This is a genomic window from Pectobacterium sp. CHL-2024, from assembly GCF_044751765.1.
GTDB classification, from domain to species: domain Bacteria; phylum Pseudomonadota; class Gammaproteobacteria; order Enterobacterales; family Enterobacteriaceae; genus Pectobacterium; species Pectobacterium brasiliense.
Genome location: NZ_JBIXKO010000014.1, coordinates 66,579 through 91,160, shown reverse-complemented (window position 1 = coordinate 91,160; position 24,582 = coordinate 66,579). Strand labels below are relative to the sequence as shown.

21 protein-coding genes are annotated in these 24,582 nt (G+C 51.2%); 13 read left to right on the top strand and 8 right to left on the bottom strand.

The window, feature by feature from the left end:
- The coding region (locus tag ACIPUG_RS17530) for an alpha/beta fold hydrolase (protein ID WP_400339468.1) at window positions 1–2,144 on the top strand (2,144 nt) is incomplete at its 5' end.
- Window positions 2,145–2,233: 89 nt separating this feature from the next.
- Window positions 2,234–3,898 carry a cyclic peptide export ABC transporter gene (locus tag ACIPUG_RS17525; protein ID WP_039528434.1) on the top strand — a complete coding sequence of 555 codons (1,665 nt, stop codon included), beginning with the start codon at window positions 2,234–2,236 and terminating at the stop codon, window positions 3,896–3,898.
- A 152-nt stretch (window positions 3,899–4,050) separates the two neighbouring features.
- Here the strand turns inward: ACIPUG_RS17525 and ACIPUG_RS17520 are convergent, their stop codons facing one another.
- Both ACIPUG_RS17520 and ACIPUG_RS17515 read right to left on the bottom strand, forming a co-directional pair.
- Window positions 4,051–4,359, bottom strand: a complete 309-nt coding sequence (locus ACIPUG_RS17520) for a DUF1348 family protein (RefSeq protein WP_400339469.1) — start codon at window positions 4,357–4,359, stop codon at window positions 4,051–4,053.
- 153 nt (window positions 4,360–4,512) lie between these two features.
- Window positions 4,513–5,151 (bottom strand): NAD(P)-dependent oxidoreductase, encoded by a 639-nt coding sequence (locus ACIPUG_RS17515; protein ID WP_203450227.1) that lies wholly within the window; start codon window positions 5,149–5,151, stop codon window positions 4,513–4,515.
- A 245-nt stretch (window positions 5,152–5,396) separates the two neighbouring features.
- On the opposite strand from ACIPUG_RS17515, the gene ACIPUG_RS17510 reads away from it, so the two are divergent.
- A complete protein-coding gene (locus ACIPUG_RS17510) occupies window positions 5,397–6,296 on the top strand; it encodes a LysR family transcriptional regulator (RefSeq protein ID WP_320700243.1) in 900 nt (299 codons plus the stop codon).
- Here the strand turns inward: ACIPUG_RS17510 and ACIPUG_RS17505 are convergent.
- Window positions 6,284–6,571: an alpha/beta hydrolase gene (locus ACIPUG_RS17505; RefSeq protein WP_320700242.1), complete on the bottom strand. Its 288-nt coding sequence runs from the start codon at window positions 6,569–6,571 to the stop codon at window positions 6,284–6,286. The two genes, ACIPUG_RS17510 and ACIPUG_RS17505, sit on opposite strands and share 13 nt — an antisense overlap.
- A 124-nt stretch (window positions 6,572–6,695) precedes the next feature.
- Here ACIPUG_RS17505 and ACIPUG_RS17500 point away from each other — a divergent pair, with 124 nt between their 5' ends.
- Together ACIPUG_RS17500 and ACIPUG_RS17495 are read left to right on the top strand one after the other, a co-directional pair.
- Window positions 6,696–7,610: a LysR family transcriptional regulator gene (locus ACIPUG_RS17500; RefSeq protein WP_400339465.1), complete on the top strand. Its 915-nt coding sequence runs from the start codon at window positions 6,696–6,698 to the stop codon at window positions 7,608–7,610.
- A gap of 476 nt (window positions 7,611–8,086) precedes the next feature.
- Window positions 8,087–9,328 (top strand): glycoside hydrolase family 30 beta sandwich domain-containing protein, encoded by a 1,242-nt coding sequence (locus ACIPUG_RS17495; protein WP_203450225.1) that lies wholly within the window; start codon window positions 8,087–8,089, stop codon window positions 9,326–9,328.
- Window positions 9,329–9,431: 103 nt separating this feature from the next.
- Here the strand turns inward: ACIPUG_RS17495 and ACIPUG_RS17490 are convergent, their stop codons facing one another.
- Window positions 9,432–10,022, bottom strand: a complete 591-nt coding sequence (locus tag ACIPUG_RS17490; RefSeq protein ID WP_039468291.1) for a flavin reductase family protein — start codon at window positions 10,020–10,022, stop codon at window positions 9,432–9,434.
- Between the two features lie 382 nt (window positions 10,023–10,404).
- Between ACIPUG_RS17490 and ACIPUG_RS17485 the strand changes: the two genes are divergently transcribed.
- Entirely contained in the window at window positions 10,405–10,737 is a 333-nt protein-coding gene (locus ACIPUG_RS17485; RefSeq protein WP_014914776.1) for a DUF1971 domain-containing protein, read from the top strand.
- A gap of 10 nt (window positions 10,738–10,747) precedes the next feature.
- Window positions 10,748–11,086, top strand: a complete 339-nt coding sequence (locus ACIPUG_RS17480; RefSeq protein WP_039287634.1) for a DUF1869 domain-containing protein — start codon at window positions 10,748–10,750, stop codon at window positions 11,084–11,086.
- 221 nt (window positions 11,087–11,307) lie between these two features.
- Here the strand turns inward: ACIPUG_RS17480 and ACIPUG_RS17475 are convergent, their stop codons facing one another.
- The gene (locus ACIPUG_RS17475) at window positions 11,308–12,354 is read right to left on the bottom strand and encodes a diguanylate cyclase domain-containing protein (protein ID WP_400339462.1); all 1,047 of its coding nucleotides are present in this window, start codon (window positions 12,352–12,354) and stop codon (window positions 11,308–11,310) included.
- A 440-nt stretch (window positions 12,355–12,794) separates the two neighbouring features.
- Here ACIPUG_RS17475 and ACIPUG_RS17470 point away from each other — a divergent pair, with 440 nt between their 5' ends.
- The 6 genes from ACIPUG_RS17470 to ACIPUG_RS17445 all read left to right on the top strand — a co-directional run bounded on the left by ACIPUG_RS17470 (window position 12,795) and on the right by ACIPUG_RS17445 (window position 20,716).
- A complete protein-coding gene (locus ACIPUG_RS17470) occupies window positions 12,795–14,660 on the top strand; it encodes a beta-glucoside-specific PTS transporter subunit IIABC (protein ID WP_400339459.1) in 1,866 nt (621 codons plus the stop codon).
- A complete protein-coding gene (locus ACIPUG_RS17465; protein WP_400339458.1) occupies window positions 14,660–16,123 on the top strand; it encodes a glycoside hydrolase family 1 protein in 1,464 nt (487 codons plus the stop codon). Before ACIPUG_RS17470 ends, ACIPUG_RS17465 begins: the two co-directional genes overlap by 1 nt.
- A gap of 93 nt (window positions 16,124–16,216) precedes the next feature.
- Window positions 16,217–17,056, top strand: coding sequence for a PRD domain-containing protein (locus ACIPUG_RS17460; protein ID WP_205557316.1), 840 nt, complete (start codon window positions 16,217–16,219; stop codon window positions 17,054–17,056).
- A gap of 233 nt (window positions 17,057–17,289) precedes the next feature.
- On the top strand, window positions 17,290–18,339 hold the full coding sequence (locus ACIPUG_RS17455; RefSeq protein WP_010281456.1) for a Fe(3+) ABC transporter substrate-binding protein: 1,050 nt from the start codon (window positions 17,290–17,292) through the stop codon (window positions 18,337–18,339).
- The gene (locus ACIPUG_RS17450; protein WP_039280096.1) at window positions 18,323–20,020 is read left to right on the top strand and encodes an iron ABC transporter permease; all 1,698 of its coding nucleotides are present in this window, start codon (window positions 18,323–18,325) and stop codon (window positions 20,018–20,020) included. Before ACIPUG_RS17455 ends, ACIPUG_RS17450 begins: the two co-directional genes overlap by 17 nt.
- Window positions 20,021–20,041: 21 nt before the next feature.
- A complete protein-coding gene (locus ACIPUG_RS17445) occupies window positions 20,042–20,716 on the top strand; it encodes an ABC transporter ATP-binding protein (RefSeq protein WP_039509294.1) in 675 nt (224 codons plus the stop codon).
- Window positions 20,717–20,803: 87 nt separating this feature from the next.
- Here the strand turns inward: ACIPUG_RS17445 and iolB are convergent, their stop codons facing one another.
- The 3 genes from iolB to iolC all read right to left on the bottom strand — a co-directional run bounded on the left by iolB (window position 20,804) and on the right by iolC (window position 24,543).
- Window positions 20,804–21,628, bottom strand: a complete 825-nt coding sequence (gene iolB, locus ACIPUG_RS17440; RefSeq protein ID WP_400339454.1) for a 5-deoxy-glucuronate isomerase — start codon at window positions 21,626–21,628, stop codon at window positions 20,804–20,806.
- Window positions 21,629–21,715: 87 nt separating this feature from the next.
- Window positions 21,716–22,606 (bottom strand): myo-inosose-2 dehydratase, encoded by an 891-nt coding sequence (iolE, locus tag ACIPUG_RS17435; RefSeq protein WP_039468260.1) that lies wholly within the window; start codon window positions 22,604–22,606, stop codon window positions 21,716–21,718.
- 32 nt (window positions 22,607–22,638) lie between these two features.
- Window positions 22,639–24,543 (bottom strand): 5-dehydro-2-deoxygluconokinase, encoded by a 1,905-nt coding sequence (gene iolC / locus ACIPUG_RS17430; RefSeq protein WP_180788170.1) that lies wholly within the window; start codon window positions 24,541–24,543, stop codon window positions 22,639–22,641.
- Window positions 24,544–24,582 lie beyond the last annotated feature (39 nt).

Here is a 24,582-nt window from a genome sequence, read left to right as displayed (position 1 = left end):
TTGTCGTCGCCCGTGAAGACAGCCCCGGTGATACCCGGCTGGTCGCCTACCTCTGTCCGCAGCCCGGTATTGAACTGATGCCTGCCGAGCTACGTCAGCAGCTCTCGACACATTTAGCCGACTATATGATTCCGTCAGCCTTTGTCATGCTGGATACTTTCCCACTTACGCCGAACGGCAAGCTTGACCGCAAGGCGCTGCCCGCACCTGACCAAACGGCCGTCGTCAGTCATGGCTATGAAGCGCCACAAGGCAAGGTAGAAACGAAGCTGGCACACATCTGGCAGGAACTACTGGGTCTGGAGCGAGTAGGACGTCATGACCACTTCTTTGAACTTGGCGGTCATTCGCTGCTGGCAGTACAGTTGCTCAACCATATGCGTGAACAGGGAATGGAAGTATCACTCGCCACCCTCTTCTCTCATCCCACGCTGTCCGAACTGGCCTTCGTGGTTGGCAGTAATACCTCAGCGACATCAGATTCTCCGTTTGATGTGAACCCTGTGCCGCTCAGTCCTGCAGGTAATCTCCTGCCGCTATTCCTGATACACGAATCAACTGGAGACCCGTTGGTTTATTCGACCTTCGCCACGCTGCTACCACCCACCTTGCCCGTTTACGCGCTGCAGTCTCTAGGCCTGCATACGCTACCGTCACCGCCAGCATCTATTGAGGAACTGGCGACGGGTCATCTGAATGCGATCCGTCGTATTCAACCTCATGGCCCTTATCGCCTTGCCGGATGGTCATTAGGTGGATCGATTGCTTATGAAATCGGGCTACAGCTGCTTAATAGCGGTGAGGAGGTCGCGTTTCTTGGCATGATAGATTCTTATAATTTCAATCGGGCAGACGCGCAGTTTGGCGAACAAAAAAGCGTCTATTCCTCTGGGAATTTAAGTGATGAGCAGGAAAACATTAATATCCTCTTCGTCTATTTACGTAATCACATGACGACAGCCGATGAACACGAGCTGGAGGATCTGCGCGCATTGGGAGACATTGAGCTAATCATCGCACGCTGCCATGAGCGTCAATGGCTCCCTTCCGGCATCACCAAAGAAGATATTCTTCTACGCCTCAACAGCCAAAGAGCGATCTTGCAGTTGTCCCAGCATTACCGGGCTCCCGCTTCGGCACTGCCAGTTCACCTCTACCGCGCGGAGCACACCGCCGATGACGATATCTGGGGGGAATGGCAGGGCATCGTCGGTAAGGATTCCGTGATTCATCCTATCGGTGGAACTCACCACACGATAATGGAGCCGCCATTGCTGAATCAGGTTGCCGACTCCTTTAGCGATTTCTTGTTACCCACTGACTATGTGCCAAACATCGTTATCCAGAACGGTACGCCGGGCGCACCTCCGCTCTTTTGTATCCCTGGAGCGGGTGCCAATGCTTCCAGCTTTATTGAACTGGCGCTGGCGCTGCCGACGCAACAACCGGTGTGTGCCTTGCAGGCGCGCGGCCTGACAGAAATCAGCCAACCGCCTTACATCAGCGTAGAGGGGGCTGCACGGGCCTATCTTCAGGGAATACGGCAAAAGCAACCTCATGGGCCTTATCACCTGCTGGGGCATTCCTTTGGCGGATGGGTCGCCTTTGAGCTCGCATTACAGCTACAAGCACAGGGAGAATCAGTTGCCAGCCTGATATTGGTGGATACCGATGCTCCCGACATTCAGGGGTGCCCGCCAAAATCAATCGATCGCGTTGAGACAATCATGAAATTGATCGACATCTACAACATGATTCTGACCCAGCCTTTAGCGCTGACGCGATCTCAGTTTGTGGATATGGCACAGGAGGAACAGATCAAACAGCTGCACCGCGCTCTGGTAAAAGCCGGTATTTTCTCTACGCACACGACCACATTGCTGTTGCAGGGAATTGTTCAGGTTATGCAAGCCAATCTGAACACGGTGTATACACCCCGCACTCGCTATGAAGGTGACATCTATCTGGTCAGTGCCAAAGAGGGGGATACCGATGAAAGAACGACAAACGACAGCGAATGGAGAAAGCATGTTACCCAGTTAGACCCGGTATTGATGCCGGGCAACCACATGACGATGCTCTCAATGCCACAGGTCGAACGGCTTGCCGACTGGTTATGGCAAACCCTAAATCCTAGAAAATAGCGAAAGCAGGCTGTTGACGCGGCCAGCGTATCAGGCTGGTCGCGAATATCGGCATCGTGTACGTCTCAATAACGTGTGGATATAATAATATGAAAACGTCGACGACCAAAAAACCAGCGATACAGCTTTTACTCTCACTCCTGTTCGATTCACGATGGATACTGGCGATTGCCACAATAGCCAGCGTCACCAATGGCATTTCCAGCGTTTTACTGATCACCTTAATCAACAAAGCGCTGCTGACTCCCACCGATGACTATGTGCCGCTCGCCTGGTATTTTGCCATATTGACCGTCCTGGCGATTGCCTGCCGTATTCTCAGCGGCGTCATTTTTGCCAGGCTGAGCCAGGGAACCATGGCGAAAATGCGCGAACTTATTTCAAGCCGCGTGGCTCGTGCGCCCTTCCGTCAGATAGAAGAACTGGGTGCCTCGCGTGCGCAGTCGATCATCACGGATGACTCCACCAATGTCTCGCTCTTGTTTTTCACGCTGCCGAACATTGTGATGCAAGGTTCTATCGTCATCGGCTGTCTGGGATACCTTGCCTGGCTATCGCTCCCTATCTTCTTTTTAGCGCTGGCAATTGTTGTCATTGGCTCGCTGGGCTACAGCCTGGGTGGAAGTACGGCGTTCACCTCTCTGAGAGCCGCTGGGCAGGCACAGGATCGCTTGTTTACCCACTTTAATGCGCTATTTTCTGGTGCAAAAGAGCTCAAATTACACATCTCCCGCGCACACGCATTTCTCAATCAGTCACTCGGTAAAGAAATCGACGCCGTACGCAAAAATCGTACCCGCGCCTTCGGTGTTTATGCTTTCGGCGTTGGCTGGATCCTCTTTCTGTTCTACAGCTTCCTTGGTCTGGTCATTTTTTCTCCTACCGTAATACCGGGGCTTGAATCAACCGCGTTGGCGGGCTACGTCATCGTATTTTTATTCATGCTGATGCCGCTGGAAGGATTACTCAATAGCGTTCCAACGTTAAATTCTGCCCGCGTCTCATTACGAAGAATTAGCGCGATATTATCTGAGCTGGACGAGCGCGACGCCATCGATAATACCGTCTCCGCACATGAATTTGGCAATGCAGAAACTATCCGTCTGTCCGGCGTCCTCCATAGCTATTACCGTGAGAAAGAGGACCGTGTGTTTCAGCTAGGGCCTATTGATATGACACTCAGGCGGGGGGAAATTACGTTTCTGATTGGCGGCAACGGAAGCGGAAAAACAACGCTCGCCAAACTGCTGATCGGCCTATACACACCGGAAAGCGGCACCATTACCGTTGACGGCCACGAGGTCGTTGACAGTAATCGAGCCAACTATCGACAACTGTTCTCCGCCGTATTCTCTGACTTTCACCTTTTTGAATCACTGATTGGGTTGAATGATACCGACTCAACGCTGGACACTCGCGCTAATGCGCTGCTGGCCAAACTGCATCTGGAACATAAGGTCACGGTGGAAAACGGCTATTTTTCTACCCGCGACCTCTCGCAGGGGCAGCGTAAACGCCTCGCGCTGGTCGTAACCTATCTGGAGGATCGCCCTTTCTATCTGTTCGATGAGTGGGCGGCCGATCAGGATCCCTTATTCAAACGCGTCTTCTATCAGGAGCTTCTGCCCGAATTGGCCGCGCGTGGTAAGGCGGTATTGGCGATCACACATGATGATCGCTTTTTCCACTTGGCCGATCATTGTATCAAGCTCGAAAACGGTCGGCTCACCGCTGATGAAGGTAATGCTGTTTAGCCATGGGGTCATTCTGGTGGCCTTGGCAGAAAGGGAATTGTCTTTTAGATTGTTTATTAGCCAGTTGCTGGCAAAGGCGATCCCAGTCAGAGGAGCCAAATTTAGAAAATCCCGCTTAAGGAAACTTAAGCGGGATTTTTGCTTTTATCCATTTATTCAATATCTTCACATACAAAAGTCTTTCCGGTGCACATTCTGTTTTCCCTCTGCATCGGGAAAATGTGGTGGTCAGATTTGGGGTCAAGTTGGTTCGATGACGGAATGACCCCCAACTGTTTCTTAACGACTAAAAGAATCGCTTCGTCACGCCTGACGATAAACTCTCCTCGGTTTCGGCAGAATGAATCATGGGTATAAGCAAGCGAAACACGCTCTGGATTACGTGAATTCCAGACGTCTTCCGCAGGGCGGATTTTTTCCTGAGTACTTTCAAGGGTGAATGGTGGGCGATGCCCGTCTATCGGGGCTACGCATTTCTGAATGTTAGATGTGTACGAAGCCGTCTTATGCAGTAAAGTGCATCTCGATTCGATTTAAGAATCTGTGCTATTTGTTTTCCTTTAGCCTGGAGATGCCGATACGCGGCATCTCCAGGAAAGATAAAAAACTCAGGGTTATTTATAGGCAACCGTCATAATATTTTTGACATAGTTGCCATTTTCAATTTCTGCCACAAACGCTTCAGCATAGTCAGGATAAGAAATACTACTCTGACCCTTCGTATCTTTTTGCAGTGTTTTAGCGGCGACATGATAATGACCTATCTTGGCACCTGGACCGATTTCTGCAGCGGGTGAGAAGAATGTCCACTCCAGATCGCTTGCTTTATTGATAATCTGGAAGGCTCTGTCGTGTGCCTGGCCGTATGGTCTGTAGTCTTCAGGAAAATAAGGTGCATCAACCAGTTTAGAACCCGGTGCAACCTCAAGGCTGCCAGCACCACCAACAACAATGACACGTTTTATGCCCGCTACCCGTGCAGCCGACACAATCGCTTTCGCCGCTTCAGTAACAGTGTCAATATGATCGCCATGTGCGCCATAAGCACTTGCGAGGACATCAGCTCCTTTGATTGCTTCAGCGAAAGCGTGTGTATCAAATATATCAACGACTTTTAATTCAACAGCCTTCAGTGCTTCCGGTGCATTCCGGGGAGTGCGGACAATACCAATGAGCCCATGTCCCTTACGGAGTGCTTCTTTGGCAATTTCAGACCCAATTTTACCGGTAGGCGCTACGAGTGCAATTTTCATGATTATTCCTCTGATAATGAGTAAGTATGCCTTGGTGCTGGTGAAACAATCAGTTGGCGAATGCAGTCTACTGGCTCATGGGGTATTAAAAAACAGCGTAGCGGTGGCTGATTTGTTGCGTAAATCAGTCAAATCGTAGGTTCCAGGTTTAATGTATACGAGCAATTTCGCCCAATTGCTTTGCGTATAAAAACAACCTATAAATACCGATTGTTGATGATGTCAGCTTAATTCTGCGAGGTTGTATGGACCGGATTACTGCGATGAAAGTTTTTGTGACAGTCGTAACGCACAAAAGCCAGACCGCCGCCGCAGAGCGACTCGATATGTCGCGGGCAATGGTTACGCGGTACTTGGCAGAGCTGGAAAGTTGGCTGGGTGCAAGGTTAATGCACCGAACAACACGTCGTTTTGGCCTGACTCCGACCGGAGAGGCCTGCCTGTTACAGTGTAAAGAAGTTTTGAACCGCATTGAATTGCTCGAAGCCGAGTCAAAAGTTGATGAAACTGAACCCAATGGGCTGTTACGCATCACCGCGAGTAGCTGGTTATGGCAGACACATCTTTCTTCAGCTCTGACAGCCTATATGGCACGTTATCCTGCTGTTAAAATTGACTTAATATTGGGAGAGCAGCGTCTTAATCTGGTAGAAGACAGTATCGATCTGGCCATACGAATAACCAGCGATCTTGAGCCGGGCCTAATTGCTAAAAAATTTGCCACCTGTCATACCGTAATTTGTGCCTCTGCTGCCTATCTGACGCGAAACGGAACCCCTGAGCATCCTTCAGATCTTACGGCACATAACTGTCTTACCCATGTTTATTCCACTAAGTTTGAATGGCAATTTCGTCACCAGAGCGAATTATACAGTGTGCCGATTAGCGGTAGTCTTTCCACGAACGAAGGTAATGTGTTGATGGATGTGGCACTGCAAGGAATGGGTATCGCAAAGCTGCCCTTGTACCTTGCGGCTCCCCATCTGGAAAACGGTTCGCTGATTCATCTCCTCCCAGATTATAAATCTCATGAAATGGGCATCTACGGGGTTTACACGTCAAGACAATTCATGTCGAAAGCACTACGCGCATTGCTGGATTTTCTTTCCGCTTATTTTGATATGCCGAAGCGTCAAATAATGTAGCTCCAGATAACGGAGCATCCCATTGACCAGCCGCAAAGATGTACGTTTTCAATATTCAGCGCAGTGAAGAAATCATTCACATCAGCAGAAAAGCGAGAAATACGATTGCCAAACGTCCCCTTGCCAGCTTTCCAATAGGAAAGTGACACACCATCATTCGTCTGGAACGAACCGATCCCCAAACCTTCCACATATGAGAGCTTAACGGGCAATCCCTGGATGGCATTAGGAAAGTCGAAATCTCGTCCAAAGTGTTGCAGTGCGGTTTTACGCATAATTTTTACTCCTTCTGGCTTTTAACGGCCTGTTACCTGAAACAGATACATTTTACTGAGCCAGTTCTTTAGTATGTAGAGCAGAAAATGAAAGTAGTCATTCCATATTTGATAGGAATAAATAGTGGATCTGAATGCGCTTAACATGTTCTTGATGGCCGCCCGTTGCGGCAGCCTGACTGCCGCCGCCCGGGAGAACAACATCCCGCTGCCGACGCTGAGTCGCAGGATTCAGGAGTTGGAAAGAGAACTCAAGGTGCTGCTGCTTGAACGAACAGCGAAAGGCTGCAAGGTAACGGAAGCAGGGAAAAGATTACTTAACCACGCAAGCTCCGCGATGGATATCCTTAACGACGCGGAACAGTCGGTGGTGTCAGGTAATCCTCATATTACCGGACGACTGCGCCTGACGCTTCCCCAGTCTATGGAACCCTGGTGGGAAATCATCAGGCAGTTTCAGCAGACATACCCACGCATTGCGATAAGCGTGTATTCCACCGAGAGAAGAGTGGATCTGATATCCGACGGGGTCGATGTGGCATTACGAGTGGGTACCATCGCTGATGATTCCGTTGTTGCACGACATTTAATGGATTTTCGCCATATCCTTGTCGCCAGCCCGGAGTTACTGAAGGCGTCACTGCCCCTGCTTGAACCGTCTGATCTGATGCGCTTCCCCTGTGCAGCCTGGGGATCCGTTATTGACGCACGCCCTGTCTGGATGCTGGGCAATCACGCTTATGACGTCCCAGCCATATTCACAGTAAATGATTATCTTCATTTACGGGCTGGCGCCCTTGCCGGAGATTTCATCACTGAACTACCGGCGTTTTTTGCCGCTGAATATATCAAAAGAGGAGAGCTAACTGAGCTGCTGCCGGAGCATCCGTTGCCCTATTCTTCTTTGCATCTGGTATACAAAAAGCAGCAGCACATCTCTTCAACAGCCAGAGCCTATATCGATTTTTGTACAGCGCACATCGCCAAATTATCAGAACAATGTCGCGTTCCGTCTGACTCGTATTTCAGGGAAGAATGAGTCATATATTGTGTTGCCTGACTCAAAATCCTGCTTAAGGAGACTTAAGTGGGATTTCAGCTATTACCTCTTAACGATTAACATCGTCTACTACGTTAAGCATAAAAAAAATCCGCCACACACCAGCATCATGCACAAAACCAACGGATCAGTGCTGACTCCGTTGTTTCGGTATCGCCCACACCACCTTATTCCGTTGGGCATCAGGATACCAGCACTGACCCTTGGGCTATATTGATATCCCTCCTAATAATGACGGCACCCTCTCCCTTAGAGATATTATAAATTCTATTTTTACAGGAACTTTATAACGACAATTATTTTACACTGGCGTTAAATAGAAAAATGAAATATAAACCTAACACCACTAGAATTTAAACTCAGTGGTTTCCACAAGATTACCTTGTTTTTTTAGAAATTATCGATTGTATTTTTCTTATTATATTCCAATAATTATTTTATTAAGGATGGATGCTATGAATAGAAATACAGCTTACTGGGTACGTAATTGCGTGCGTGCGGCGATACTTATTTCGGCTGCTACAAGTTCGCTTGCTATATATGCTGATACGGTAAAGATCGATGCAAAAACCAGTTATCAAATAATTCAAGGATTTGGCGGCATGAATGCCCCTGGATGGATTAACGATCTGACAACAGAGCAAGTCAATACCGCATTCGGTAATGACACGGGCCAAATCGGGCTATCAATTATGCGAATGAGAATTGATCCTGATGCCAACAGATGGAATATACAGGTTTCGAGTGCACGTCAGGCGTCATTATTAGGCGCGAAATTAATGGCAACGCCCTGGACACCGCCAGCTTACATGAAAAGTAACAAAAGTCTGATCAATGGCGGGCGTTTACTTTCAGAACACTATTCTGGCTATACCGAGCATCTGTTAAAATTTTCTAACTTTATGCAAACTAACAACGCCCCTCTTTATGCCATTTCGATACAAAATGAACCTGATTGGAAACCTGACTATGAATCTTGTGAATGGAATGGTAATGATTTTAAAAACTATCTCAAATCACAAGGTTCTAAATTCGGTTCTCTGAAGGTCATTGTCGGAGAGTCGCTAAACTTTAACCATAGTTTAACTGACCCAACATTGAATGATAGTGAGGCAGCAAAGCACGTGGAGATCGTAGGGGGGCACCTCTATGGTACAACGCCTAAACCGTATCCTTTAGCCCAAAACAAGGGTAAAGAAGTTTGGATGACCGAACACTTAGTTGACTCAAAGCAGTCTGCTAATAACTGGTCATCAGCGCTCGATGTTGCAAGTGAGATGAATGCCAGCATGGTTGCAAACTATAACGCTTACGTGTGGTGGTATATCCGCCGCTCTTATGGGTTGCTTACTGAAGATGGCAAGGTCAGTAAACGTGGTTATGTTATGGCCCAATATGCCAAATTTGTCCGCCCTGGCTTCCAGCGAATTCAAGCCACGGAAAACCCTCAGGCAAATGTTCATCTTACAGCCTATAAAAATTCAGAAGGTAAAATGGTTATTGTTGCTATCAATACTAATGATTCAGACCAACTTTTATCGTTGAATATTAGTAATCACACAGTCAGTAAATTTGAAAAATATAGCACATCGGCAATTTTGAATGTTGAATATGGCGGTACATATAAGGTTGATAGCAACGGTAAATCCAGTGTATGGCTCAATCCGTTAAGCGTAACAACCTTTGTCGGAAAATGATTATTCAGAAAAATGTAGGCATGCCGTAATTTATTTTCGGCATGTTTATGAACGAGAGAACGCCGCCATCAGTAAACACCGTGGCAGCGTTCTCTCGATAAGATTAATGACCGTATTTAAAATTAAAACCTAATGCATCACCCGTGGTGTCATATTCGCGGAAGTTGTAGATCAGCGGCTTCCATTTTGATGAATCGACGACATCATTTTCCCCTAATAGCTCGCTATCCACCCAGACATTAGCAATATCCAGTTCGACAAGAATAAAACGGCCTTTGTCCGTCGTACTGACGGTTTTACATTCCGCCTGAATAGGACATTCAATCACCCGAGGCGGCGTAATATCGGTAGAGGCTTCGGTATGAAGGCCGACCTTGGAGAATTTATCGTGGCAGACCTGAACGCCCCATTTAATCTGACCTTCAGACAACGTATCGCTCCCGGTCAACTTACCCAGTTCTTCAACTTTCTCCCACAGTTTGTAATCCGGAATATTGATGACAACATCGGATCCGGATAATAAATTACTGTAGGTTTTACTTCCTTTCGTGACACCAATAATAATTTTATCACCGAGAGAAATTGACGAGGATATAGAAGCAACATTGACCTCTCCGTTGCTATTATCAATCGTCGTAACAAGGAAAACAGGGAAACCATAATAAAATGAACTGAGTTTTACGTTCTTTTTCATTTGAGTTAAAACCTCACTATAGAGTAGCGTTATATTTTCTCATTTTTACTCTTTTGATTTATTTTTAACAATAACTCTAATTGAGTAGCGGTAAGGTGAATTTATTCAATTCAACATCCCTAATAAGTAGACCATCGAAAAATAACTTAATGTAACTATTCATTGATGTTAGTTTTCGCTTCAATCCATCGGCGAAGAAAAATAACCGATATGAGAAACGTTGAACCCTGATAATACGGCGTTTCTGCGAGATGTTGCGGTATTGTGAAAAATTAATTAGCAGAAAATAATTCACAAACATTAAAAGAGGTATATGATATGCACTATATGGTTTTTTCCTTCCCGCCCTGCAATGTGGCTGGGTAAAGCATGAGGTTTAAACATGGAACGAATTGTTATACCAGCGAATTATGTTCATACCCGTACAACACCTTTCTGGACAAAAGAAACAGCCCCAGCATCTATCTGGAAGCGCCATTTGGATGCAGGGACGCGGCAAGGCGTCTACCCGCGCTTGTGCGTGATGCAAGGGACGATTCGTTATTATGGCTACGCGGATGAGACAAGTTCTGAACCCGTCGAAACGCTAACTATCGAAGCCGGACAATTTGGCGTATTCCCCCCAGAGAAATGGCACAGAATCGAAGCGTTATCTGATGATACGCTATTTAACGTGGACTTTTATGTCGATCCAAAAATTTTGATAGAAGGTTGAGGTAAACATAATGACAAGTGAAAATAAAGGCTATTCGTTAACACTGTTGAACCGCGAAAATAATGAAAAAGCAGAAAAAGTTTATCTTAAACCGATGGCTTTTTATGTACCAGATTTCGCGGCAGGTGCAGTCGTGGAATTACTCAACGAACTGCCTTCAACCAGTGAGAATAAAAAAGGTTTTTTGCTGACAGTCACGAATAATAATAACGGCGTGTCTGTTGATAAAGATCTCGCTACGGTCGAAGAATTAAAAGACAAGACGATTTCAGCTGAAGCAGTAAAAGAGTTGGTTAATATCGTACGTGGCTACGATGCGGATGAAGACACTAACGTCTGCGGCTGGTAAGACCGTATAGACTCGTCATACGTCAAGCTGACTATGTATCGATTTTCCGCAGCGCGGATTATTTAAGCGTTACCTTTCGTACCCCTACTCATTTAAAAAACAGGCGCTGGATGTCTTCTGATTTAACAAGCGCCCCTGAACCCTGCCTGCGCTATATACGATCAAAGATGCCTGAGCACGCTCATCAGGCAATCAGCAGATAATTACACCCGAACAGGAATTTACGGTTGTGCGGTGATGACGTCAAAAGCGCGGGTTTGATCTTTTTTTCGCATCACTTTGTTGGCGTACATTGCTGCATCGGCTCGACGAATTACGCCATCAGGCTCATCGACCGACGGATCTGCCGTGACAATCCCGATACTTGCGCCTAAATAGTCAATATTGACCGTACCGAGCGAATAATTTCCCTGTAACAAAGGCGTAATGTCGTCTCTGAAGGAAGCAATCACGCGTTCATTCTCTCCCGGCACAACGTTGACCATACGGGCAAAGACAAATTCATCACCACCAAGACGCCCGACGACATCCCCCGGATTTCCCCACGCCAGCAAGCGTCGACCGACCTCTTGCAAGAAGATATCACCGGCTTCGTGGCCGAACTGGTCGTTAATTTTTTTAAAGCCGTCGAGGTCAATGAACACAATCAACACCTGCTGGTGGTCATTCCCGGCCTGAGAAAACATCGCTTCCAGCGAGTAAAACACGCCCCGACGATTAAGCAGTCCGGTCAGTGAATCGGTGTAAGAATATTCATGTAATGCGGCATTGGCGGCCGTCAATTGCTGCACCAGCCACTCTTTCTGCACCTGTTGAGCAATAAGCTGCGCGAATAGAGTCAGGATCTGTTCACCCTTGGTTGTCAGCGGCTTATGGTCGGAGCTTGCGGCACAGAGGGTGCCATATAACTGCCCGTCGTCCATGCGCACTGGTGTACTGGCATAAGTCATAATGCCCAGCGCTTGCGCCGCCTCAGAATCTCCCCAACATTCGGCCACGTTAGGCGTATAGCTTTGCCCTTCGTCCAGCGCGCGCTTGCACAACGTGTCATGCCACGGAACCGAGGCCCCTTCAGGAATATTGAGCGTTTTAGTGTTGTGAGCAAACAGGATATTTTGGAAACCCGCTTCGGTGTCAACCTGCGTCAGGTAGGTCGATTCCAGATCGGTGACCAGTTCCAGCATGACCAATAACTGGCGAACGAGTTCCTCGAAGGAAACCTCTGAACGTAATGTGTTCGAAAGGTGAGAAAGCAAATTATCAGTCATAACAACAAATCCCAACGGTGTATATTTTTAATAAAAAACAATCAACTAACTAAAAATGGCGTATGCCAACCTACCGTCTGTGCAAACGGATGACTTCTCTATTACGACAGAAATCATACGTGCTTTTCGCCTCTCACTTATCCATTTGCACGTGGCGAGTTTACCTCGCTCTGTTTTCGATAATCGGTTAAAAAGCGCCATGTTTTATGCAACATGCCTGGGATTCATCGGCGCTGTCAGGCTAAGCCCTCCATTCTGCTATTGCCATCACACTTACTCATTAAGGCAGCACGATCTGTTTGACTTTCCCGCGTACGAGGAATTACAACAGCAGCACAGGCGTGTAACTAGTTTTCTAGGCAAGACCTGAAGCTCTCCCACTCAACATCATGGGAAGAGCTTCAGGTCTTTTTTCGTTTCTGGATCAGGGGAATCGTCGTATGAGCCACACAGCAGCAGATAATAACGCGACAGCCTATGCCACTACCGCTGAAAAAATCATCACGTTAGTCGGTGGAATTGACAACATTGAGCACATTGAACACTGTTCTACACGGCTACGGCTAAGTCTTTATGACAACAGCCAGGTAAACCAGAACGAACTGGAAAAGGTGCCGGGCGTGCTGGGCGTTCGGGTTAACGTACAGTGCCAGGTGATCATCGGCGGCGAAGTGATGCAGGTGTACGAGGCGGTGCAGAACCTCGCGGCAGGCCGTAAGAAAACAGATCGCGCCGTGCCAGCAAAAACCAATCGCACCGCTTTTGCTATCGATTTTATCATCAGCATTTTTCAGCCGCTGGTGCCTGCGATTGCCGGTGGCGGCGTGCTCAAATCGCTGTTACTGCTGCTGGATCTGCTCGGTTGGCTCACCAAAGACAGCTCAACGTATAAAGTGCTGGATAATATCGGTTCCGCCCCACTCTATTTTCTGCCGATTCTGGTGGGTATCACCACCGCGATGAAGTTGAAAGTGAATGTGCTGGTTGCCGTTTCCGCCGTCTCTGTGATGGTGCTGCCGGCAATGTCTAAACAGCTGGCGGAAGGCGCAGAATTTCTCTCCTTCGACCTGAAGAACGTCGCTTACGCGTCGCAGGTTTTCCCGGCAATTCTGTGCGTCATTTTTTATGCGCAAACCGAAAAGCTCTTCAATCGCTACTCGCCGAGCGCGCTGCGTATTTTCCTGTCACCGATGCTGTCGCTGTTGGTTACCGTTCCCGTCACGCTGTTGGTACTTGGCCCGCTAGGTTATGAACTCGGTGCGGGTCTGGCTAGCGTGATCCTCTGGCTGTACAGCAAGCTGGGTTTTGTGGCGACGGGGCTGCTCGCCGCGGCGCTGCCCTTCATGGTGGCGTCGGGGATGCATAAACCAATGCTGCCCTATGCCGTTTCCTCCATGAGCCAGTTTGGCAAGGAAATGCTCTATCTGCCCGCGTCGCTTGCGCACAACATTGCCGAATCAGGTGCCTGTATGGCGATTGCGCTCAAGAGCAAAGACAAAACGCTAAAATCAACGGCGATTTCAGCCGGTATTTCTGCCCTGTTCGGCATCACCGAACCCGCGCTATACGGGATTACGCTGCTGAATAAAAAGGCGCTCTATAGCGTGATCGCAGGCAGTCTGGTCGGCGGTGCGTTTATCGGTTGGATGGCGATTGAAGCCTTTGCGCTGGTTGGCCCCGGCCTGGCTAGCATCTCCATGTTTATCTCGCCGGAAAATAGCTGGAATATCGTCTATGCCATCGCCGGTGCGGTGCTTTCTTTTGTCATCGCCTTTCTCTCCGCTCTGTTCCTCTGGCGGGAAGAGAAGCCTGTCGTCGCCGTAGAAGAAAACCATAACACGATTACCGAATGCCAGTTCGCCAGCCCGATTGAAGGAAAAGTGATTGCGCTGGACAACGTGAATGATGAGATCTTCTCCAAACGTATTATGGGTGACGGCATTGCCATCATCCCCGAGAAAGGCGTGCTCTACGCGCCGGCAAACGGCACCATTGAGAACGTGTTTGAAACGGGTCATGCCGTCAGCATGCTCACCGACAGCGGTGCCGAACTGATTTTCCATATCGGTATCGATACCATCAAACTCAATGGTCAGGGCTTTCAGCCGAAAGTCACGGCCGGCCAACAGGTTAATACCGGCGATGTCCTCGTTGAATTTGACCTCGATAGCCTCATCGCTGCGGGTTACGATCCCGTTGTCATGATGGTTATCACCAACAGTGAGCGCTTTCGCGTTATACCGGAAGCCACTGACGTCGCCATCCCTCCTCGCACCATCATCATGACCTTAAAGGAGTCTGTGTAATGGATAAAAACATCGCATTCCCGGAACACTTTTTATGGGGCGGCGCGATTGCCGCCAATCAGGCCGAAGGCGCATGGAATGAAGACGGCAAGGGGCCGTCGGTCGCGGACGCTATTACCTGGAAGCCAAATCTCGACCTGAAGAATTACCATGCCCATATGGCGTTGACAGATGAAAACATCGCCGACGCGCTCAACGGAAAAAATGACGCGTTCTATCCCAAGCGGCGCGGCATCGATTTTTACCACCGCTACCAGGGCGATCTGGCGCTGTTTGCCGAAATGGGCTTCAAGGTGCTGCGCGTCTCTATCGCCTGGTCGCGCATCTTTCCGACCGGAGAAGACAGCGCGCCGAATGAGGCCGGTTTACAGTTTTACGACGATCTGTTCCGTGAGATGCGCAAGCTCGGTATCGAACCGCTGGTGACGCTTTCACACTACGAAATGCCGCTGGCACTGAGTGAGAAATACAATGGCTGGGTGCACCGCAACGTGCTGGATGCCTTCGTACGCTTTAGCAATGTCTGCTTCGATCGCTATAAGGATCTGGTGCGCTACTGGCTGACCTTTAACGAGATCGACAGTATTCATCGCCACCCATTTACCACCGCGGGTATCCGTGAAGAGAAAAGCGCGCCGGGACAGGCCAAGCAGGATATTTATCAGGGGCTGCATCACCAGTTTGTTGCCTCGGCTATCGTCACCCGCGACTGCCATGAAAAAATCCCCGGCAGCCAGGTCGGTTGCATGCTGACCAAGCTGACGACCTATCCGCACTCCTGCCGCCCGGAAGATGTCGAAGCCGCGCTGAAAAAGAATCTTGAAAACTATTTTTATGCCGATGTGCAGGTGTTCGGTGAATATCCGCCGCTCATCAAGCGCGACCTTGAACGCCGTGGGATTCACATCACCATGCAGCCCGACGATCTGGCCATTCTCAAGCAGCACACCGTGGATTTTGTGTCGTTCAGCTATTACATGTCGCTCACCGAATCCACACAGCCGGACGCCGAGAGAATTCCAGGCAACACCGTTCTGGGCGTGAAAAACCCGTACCTGCCAGCCTCAGATTGGGGATGGCAGATCGACCCAGTCGGGCTAAAAATTTCCCTGCTGGAGCTTTACGATCGCTACCAGAAGCCGTTGTTTATTGTCGAAAATGGGCTGGGTGCGAAAGACGTTGTCGAAAACGGGAAAATCCACGATCCTTACCGCGTTGACTACTTCCGTTCACATTTCGAGCAAATGCGTGAAGCGATTGGCGAAGGCGTTGAACTGATGGGGTTCACCAGTTGGGGCGCGATTGACATCATCAGCGCGGGTACATCACAAATGTCCAAACGCTATGGCTTTATCTACGTCGATCAGGATGATGAGGGCAACGGTTCGCTCGCGCGGCTGAGAAAGGATTCGTTCTACTGGTATCAGAAGGTCATCGCGACCAACGGTACCGACCTCACCTGACAGACAGCACTGCCGCAGGCTACGTGCGCAATGACAGGAAATGACTGTGATTGGAGAACGTAATGAGAAAACCAGCATGAGTGGAAGAAAAACGTGATTAAAGTGAAAAAAGCGTTAAATAACAGCATGCTGTTAGTCGACCATGAACAGCAGGAGATGATCCTGTTGGGTAAAGGCATCGGATTTGGTGCCAAACCCGGTTCATTGATTGATGTGACGCACGTTGAGCAGGTTTTCATTCCGCTGGAAAACCTGAAATCACGGCATTTTCTTTCATTGACCGACACCATTCCTGCGGCTTTTTTTGACATCACGCATGAGATCGTCACGCTGGCACAAAGTCAGTACGCCGAAAAGCTTAATTCGGTGCTGTTCTTTACGCTGGCGGAACATCTCTATTTTGCAGTTGAACGTAGCAAAACGGGTAACAACTTCATCAATAAGCTCAGTTGGGAAGTGAAACGCTATTACCAAAAAGAGTACGCCCTCGGCGTGCAGGCAAAAGATCGCGTGTCGGCGCGCTTTAACGTCACGCTGCCCGATGACGAAGCCATCAATATCGCGTTCCACCTCATCAATGCCGCCGGCAGCGCCGAAATTGCCGATGCCCACCAGCAGGTGCAATTGGTGAATCGTCTGGCGGAGATTGTCCGCTATAAGTTAAACAAGAATATTGATGTCAACGCCGTCGATTATCTGCGTTTTATCAACCATCTGCGCTATTTCTCCGAACGGGTGATTGCCCGTAAAATCGCACCGGGACGCACAGACGATTTCTATCAGGAACTGCTGAAACACTATCCTGAAGCGATGGCGATTTCCTGGGCTATCAGGGATTACGTGCAGGAAAAATACCAAATGGCCTTGCCGAAAGAAGAGCTTACCTGGCTGACCATGCATATCAGCCGGCTGGCCGAAAGCCAGACGCCGTAGCACTCGCCTCACTCAACATAATCACCTGGTGCTGTTTTACCCACGCGCCGACCAATAAGACAGCATGCCGTCTCGATGAGGCTGTATGTTGACCCGCATCACGATAACAGCGCGCAAGCACTAATGAGATTGCAAACAAGAGTGATTATCATATATAGTTTTTGTCACCTGCCGAAAATATCTCCTTATTTTATTAATTTACGCATCACATTCACTCTGGAGAAGATAATAACATGTCAAAAACGCTGTCTGTTCTGCGCAAAAAAGCGCGCCTGCTGACGCTGGCTTCATCGCTAATGGTGGCCTATGCCCTGCCTGCTGTTGCCGCAGATGACTCTCTGACTCTCTACACCACGCGTGAGCCCGGCCTGATTCAGCCGCTGCTGGATGCGTTCACCAAAGAGACGTCGGTTAAAGTGAATACCGTGTTCATCAAGGACGGCATGCTGGAGCGTGTGAAGGCGGAAGGCCAAAACTCACCGGCTGACCTGCTGATGACCGTTGATGCCGGTAACCTGATCGATCTGGTAGAAGCCGGTGTTACACAGCCGATTCAGTCCAGTGCATTAACCGAGGCTATCCCGGCGGCGCTGCGCGACAAAGATAACCAATGGTTTGGTCTGTCGATGCGTGCTCGTGTGCTCTACGCGGAGAAAGGTTTAGCAGTGGATAGCTTCCACTATGAAGATTTGGCCGATCCTAAGTGGAAAGGCAAAGTGTGCCTGCGTGCAGGACAGCACCCGTATAACACCGCAATGATTGCCGCCATGATCGCACATCATGGTGAAGCCAAAACTGAAACCTGGCTGCGAGGTGTGAAAGACAATCTGGCGCGTAAAGCCACGGGCGGTGACCGCGACGTCGCACGCGATATCCTCGGCGGCATCTGCGATGTGGGTCTGGCGAACTCTTATTATGTCGGCCATATGAAGAACGCCAAAGAAGGCACCGATGCCCGTAAATGGGGTGATGCCATCAAAGTCGTCAAACCAACCTTTGAGAATGGCGGTACGCACGTCAATATCAGCGGTGCTGCCGTTGCACGCCACGCACCACATAAAGATCAAGCCGTGAAATTGATGGAATATCTGGTCTCCGCACCAGCTCAGCAGATCTATGCACAGGCGAACTACGAATATCCGGTTCGTAAAGGCGTCGCGCTGGACTCCACCATCGGCAGCACGATTGGTGAAGTGAATGTGGATAGCATTCCGCTGACTGACATCGTTAAATTCCGTAAACAGGCTAGTCAGTTGGTAGATAAAGTTGGATTCGATCAATAAGACCGGTTCGTCAACCCTGCGCGGCGCCTTCGGGCGGCCGCGCCTCTTTTTTTCTCCGCTTCGCATCGCTGCCGTCATCATTGCACTCGGTGTTCTGGCCCCGCTGGTTTCCCTGCTTTGGCTAGCGGCTGGCGCGGGTGTTGGGCATTGGGATCACCTGATGCGCTACGTGCTGCCCGATGCCGCACTCAACACACTCATTCTGCTCGTCGGCGTCGGCGCACTCGTCATGGTGATTGGCGCAGGCTGCGCCTGGCTGGTGACCGCGTTTGATTTCCCCGGCAGACAGTTTGTTAGCTGGGCGCTGCTGCTACCGCTGGCGATGCCAACCTATATTGTCGCGTTTGCCTGGCTCGATCTGCTGCATCCTATAGGGCCAATTCAGGAAGCGATCCGCAGTGTGCTGGGCTACGATAGTCCGCGTCAGTTCCGCCTGCCGGACCTGCGATCCATGACGGGTGCAATTCTGCTACTCGGTCTGGTGCTCTATCCGTACGTTTATCTAACCATGCGCGCGATGTTTATCAGCCAGCCAGCACACTTGCTGGAAGCCGCACGCACGCTAGGATTGAGCGCAACGGGCACTTTCCTGCACGTCGCCCTGCCAATGGCTCGCCCTGCGTTGGCCGTCGGCACCAGTCTGGCCTTGCTGGAAACGCTGAATGATATTGGTGCCTCCGAATTCCTTGGGGTGAATACGCTGACCGTGACGGTTTACACCACCTGGGTCACCCGTTCGGATTTACCCGCCGCGGCGCAGATTGCCTGCACGATGCTGACGGTCGTCATCCTGCTGCTGACGCTAGAATATTACGGCCGGAAAAACCAGCGCTACGGTACCAGCCGCCAAATGCGCGGCATCATGCCCGCACCGCTGAAAGGCGTGCGCGCCTGGTTGGCAACCGGTGTGACCGCGTTGCCTATCCTGCTCGGCTTCATCGCCCCTGCCCTCTTTCTGGCATGGGAAAGCGCGAAACGACTGGGCGATAGCGTGACGATCTCCGCGGGTCTGATACAGTCGTTGCAGAACTCGCTGCTGCTGGCCGTTGGCGTCACGCTGGTCGTCACGTTCGTTAGCCTGATTATTGCGTGGTATGCCCGTCATTCAGCTATCACTGACCGTTCACCAGAACGCCGCCGCACGATACTGAGAATCGCCTCGCTGGGCTATGCCGTGCCCGGTACGGTACTGGCGATTGGCATGCTGACGCCCGGCATGGCGACGGATAATTTTCTCGCGGGATTGATAGGTTATAAGGGATTGCCGCTGCTTTCCGTCGGTATTCTGCTGGTAGTCTGCTGTGCCATTCGCTTTATGGCGATTGGGATTGGTGCGCTTGATGCGGGGCTGACGCGCATTCCGCCCGTGATGGAACAGGCATCGCGTCTACTGGGCGAAAGTGAATTCGTCACCTTTTTCCGCGTGCACCTTCCCCTGCTGCGCCCCGCGCTGGTGACCAGTGCGCTGCTGGTGTTTGCCGACGCGATGAAAGAACTCCCCGCCACGCTGCTGCTACGGCCGGTTAATTTCGAAACGCTGGCGACCGTTTTGTATGCCGAAGCCGCCAGAGGCACCTACGAAGAAGGCGCGATTGCCGCACTGCTGATCGTGCTGGCGGGTACGCTGCCCGTTGTGCTGCTGGCCCGCAGCCAGCTAAAAACGTCGGTTGAGAAAGAATGAAAATCATGAGGAAGAGTCAAGGTGTCTGAGGCTACACTCGTTCTGAATAATGTCCACGTCGCCTACGGGCACAAGCACAATGTGCATCACGTGTTGAACGGTTTTTCTATGGAAGTTGCCGCGGGCGAGTTGGCCTGTCTGCTGGGCGCATCAGGATGCGGTAAAACCACGGCTTTACGCGCGATTGCGGGTTTTGAGCATCTGACTCAGGGAACAATCCACGTCGGCGGACGCTGTGTGGCGGGCCCGGACGTGCATCTGCCGCCGGAACAGCGCAACGTCGGGATGGTGTTTCAGGACTACGCGCTGTTTCCCCATCTGACCGCCGCGCAGAATATTGCTTTCGGCCTGAGAAAACAGCCGAAGGATCTCCAGCAATCGCGCGTCCGCGCCATGCTTGAGCTGGTCGATCTCGTCTCGCTGGCACAGCGCTATCCGCATGAGATGTCCGGCGGACAACAGCAACGTATTGCACTCGCGCGAGCGCTGGCCCCGCAACCTGCTGTGCTGCTGCTCGACGAACCGCTATCCAGCCTAGACCCCGACAGCCGCAAACGACTGGGACAGGAAGTGCGCGACATCCTGCGCGACGCCGGACAAACCGCGCTCTTAGTCACACACAGCGAACAGGAAGCCGAACTGATGGCCAGCCACATTGGCTATTTGAAAGCAGGCACGTTGGAATGGCGGGAATGACGCTGATGACGGATACATTATTGTAAAAACAGGAAGCATACACCGAGCTTCCTGTTTTTAATTATCATAAACAACGCTACGCTTGCCCTATCTGCGCTTATCCGCATACTCGGGACTGTTGATCCACTGATGATCGGCTTCCCAGGTGAAACGCCACTGGCGCGTCGGGCCGGCCATTACATTCAGATAGTAGCTGTCATAGCCTGCAAGGGTGGCGACCGGATGGTAGCCGCGCGGCACCTGCACCACGTCCCTATTGTAGACCGCCATACATTCATCTAATGACCGGTCATCGGTATAGACGCGTTGCAGGCAGAATCCCTGTTCTGGGTTCAAACGATGGTAGTAGGTTTCTTCCAGATAGGTTTCCTGCGGCGGATTATCGACATCGTGCTTATGGCTGGGATAAGAACTGGTGCAGCCTTCATCGGTATACACTTCGACCACCAGCAGGCTATCTGCCGCTTTGTCCTCCGGCAAAATATTATGCACATAGCGCTGGTTATTACCGACCCCACGCTGCTCGGCGTCGATATCCTGCGGGGCGATCAGTCGGGTCGGATGCGTGCCAAATCCCGGTGCAGCGCAAACGGCCAGTTCCAGCGCGGTGTGCGCCGTCACTGTAATCGTCTCTCCCGTCGTGACATAAACCGCATAGGGTTTTCTGCGCTCAAACGGGCTCATTCTGTCGCCAATCTGCTCAAAGCGCTCACCTGGCGTGACAACCGTTGCCTTGCCGCTGACCAGCACCAGACAGCGTTCGTTATCGCTGGCGGACAGCGATAGCACTTGTTCCGGTGCCAATTGATATACCTCGAACCCCACATATCGCCAGCCCGCCGTTTCCGGCGTGATGTGCTGCGTACGGCCATGTTCGTCAGGGGCACGATGGCGTGATAACAGTCGGGACATCTTTTGCCTCCTTTATCTCCCCCGACTTCACGCTGCCTGCACGTTGGTCTGCTGGCAGCGTGAAGATGCGGGGGATATCACCACGAATCAGATCAATTCCGCCTGCTGGGCGAAACGTTGCAAGTTATTGTAGCCCAGTGTCGCGTACGTCAGCGGATGCGCGACAGCCGGATCTTGTTCCGCTTCGACCACCAGCCATCCGCTGTAATTATGGGATTTCAGGATGCTGAACACCGCCGGATAATCGACACAGCCATCGCCCGGCACGGTAAAGACGCCACTCAGCACCGCGTCCAGAAAACTGGTCTTGCGGTTTTTCACGTCTTTCAGCACGTCTGGACGAATGTCTTTGCAGTGAACGTGATTGATGCGGTTAATCCAACGCTTCGCTACCGCAACCGGATCGGCACCCGCGAACGTAAAGTGTCCGGTATCCAGCAGCAGCCCGACTTCCGGCCCGGTATGTTCCATCAGATTGTCCACGTCCTGCGCGCTTTCAATCACCGTGCCCATATGGTGATGATAGGCAATCTGCACGCCCTGACTTTGCGTGTAGCGCGCAAACTCGGTCAGTTTTTTGCCGTATTCCGGCCAGCGTTCTTCGGGGAAACGCGGGCGCAGATGGACCGGTTTCTGTTGGTCGCCGTGAATCGCGCCCGTCACTTCGGCAAACACCAGTACCGTCGCGCCGAGATCGCGCAGCAACGCCAGATGCCCCTGCACCGCTTCAATCTCTTCTTCTACTGAACGAGTGAGCAGTTCGCCGGAGTACCAGCCGGAGACTAAGCGCAGATCGTGCGCTTGCAGAATAGGCCCCAGCACGCTGGCCTGACGCGGGAATTTATTACCTAATTCAAAACCGGCGAAACCAGCCTGCCGCCCTTCGCTCAGACAGGTTTCCAGCGGAGTGTCCGCGCCCAGAGAAGGCAGATCGTCATTGGTCCAGGTGAGTGGATTAATACCAAGTTGAACGTTCATGTTATGTCCCTTATTCAAACACATAGAATGGGTTAACCGCGCTGAAGCCAGACGGCGATCAGTTGCAGATAGTTATCTTTAACTTGCTCAATCAATTCGGCGTCATCAATCTCGTTACGCAACCACTTTTGTGCTGGCTGGGCAAACAGGGTACGACCGACAGCAAAACCTTTCACAATCGGGAAGCCTACGGCGGCACTGAATCCCTGCTGCAACGTTTCCAGCGGCGCATCCAGCCCCAGAATCACCACGCCCCGACAGTAAGGATCGCGCTGCGCCAGCAGCGGTGTCAGTTGCGCCCAGCCTTCGGAGGACAGCGGAGGCAGTTTCCACCAGTCCGGCCGTACGCCGAGGTTGTAGAAGCGTTGAATCGCGCGCAGATAAAGCGCATCGCTATGCGACATCCCCGCAGGCAGAATGACTTCAAGCAGCAGTTCATGGCCGGATTGACGACAGGCCTGATAGACCTCCATCACCTTCATTTCCTGCTCGCGCCGTAGCGCGTGAGCGTCTTCCGGGTGGAAGAACACCAGACATTTCACGACGTGTTCTAGCGGCCAGCTCACCAGCTGTGAGCCAATATTGCCGCGCTCCATCATTAACGGGCGCGATCCCGGCAGCTCAATCGGCCGGCCGATCCACCAGCCTTTTCCGGTGATGTCATTCAGCGCATCCTGTCCGAACGTGCCGTCGCACAGCAGACCCGCTTTGCCTTCCAGCCCTGCCTGTTGTGCCGCTTCATAGCTAGCACGCAGAATCAGCTTTTTCAGTGCCGGAATACGGCTGATTTCCGTGCCACAGTTCAGCGCCATGTCTTCCAACTGGCTACGGTGATCGAACGCGATCACACACAGCTCATGCCACTGTTTACGACGTGTCGTAACACGGTGCAGATGGTTAAGCTCTTCGTCCAAATCAGGGCGCGGGACGCTCGCCGCGCGGGCTAAATAGTTATCCAGTTCGATCTTGCTTGGCATGGCTGGCGCACAGCCGTGGCGTGATACCACCAGCGCGCCGCAGGCATTAGCGTATGCACAGGCTTTCTCCCAGCCCTCTCCGTTGAGGTAGCCACGCAGCAGGCCGGACATAAACGCATCGCCCGCCCCCAACACGTTCAGCACATCCACGCGCACGCCTTTAATCGTGATGCCTTTATCCAGATGGTCAGGAATCGCGTCGCTAAACACCGAGCAGCCCAGCGCCCCGCGTTTGCACACCAGTTCCGCCTGCGTGTGCTGCCGCACCGTGCGTAGCGCCTGCAAGGTATCCGTGCTGCCGCCCGCAATGTGGAACTCTTCCTCGGTGCCGACAATCACATCGAACAGCGACAGCACCTGCTGCAACTGTTCCGTGACCGCCTGCGCTTCAACAAAACGCGTTTCGCCATCGCCCAACGACGTCAGCCCCCACAGCACCGGACGGTAGTCGATATCCAGCGCCGTTTTCACCCCGTTGCGCCGCGCGTATTGCAGCGCCGTCAGCACCGCTTCACGCGTGTTCGGATGAGAGAGATGCGTGCCGGTAATCGCTAGGCAGCGCGACGATGCGATGTAATCCTCGGTGAAATCTTCCGGCGAGATCGCCATGTCGGCGCAGTTATCGCGGTAGAAAATCAGCGGAAAGGTATCGCGATCTTTAATGCCCAACAGCACCAGCGCCGTCAGACGTTCCTTATCGGTAATCAAATGGCTGGTGTCGCAGCCGACCTGATTCAACTCTTCACGCAGGAAGCGCCCCATATGCTCGTCGCCCACCCGCGCCAGCATAGAAGAACGCAACCCCTGTCGCGCCGTGCCGTAAGCCACGTTGCCGGACGACCCGCCCAGATACTTGGCAAAACTGCCCATATCTTCTAGACGCGCGCCGATTTGCTGCCCGTACAGATCGACAGCAACGCGCCCCATGCAAATCACATCAAACGTCTTTTCCTTATTCATAGCGGCCAATCCTGTAAAAATCGCGTAAAAAAAGCCTCA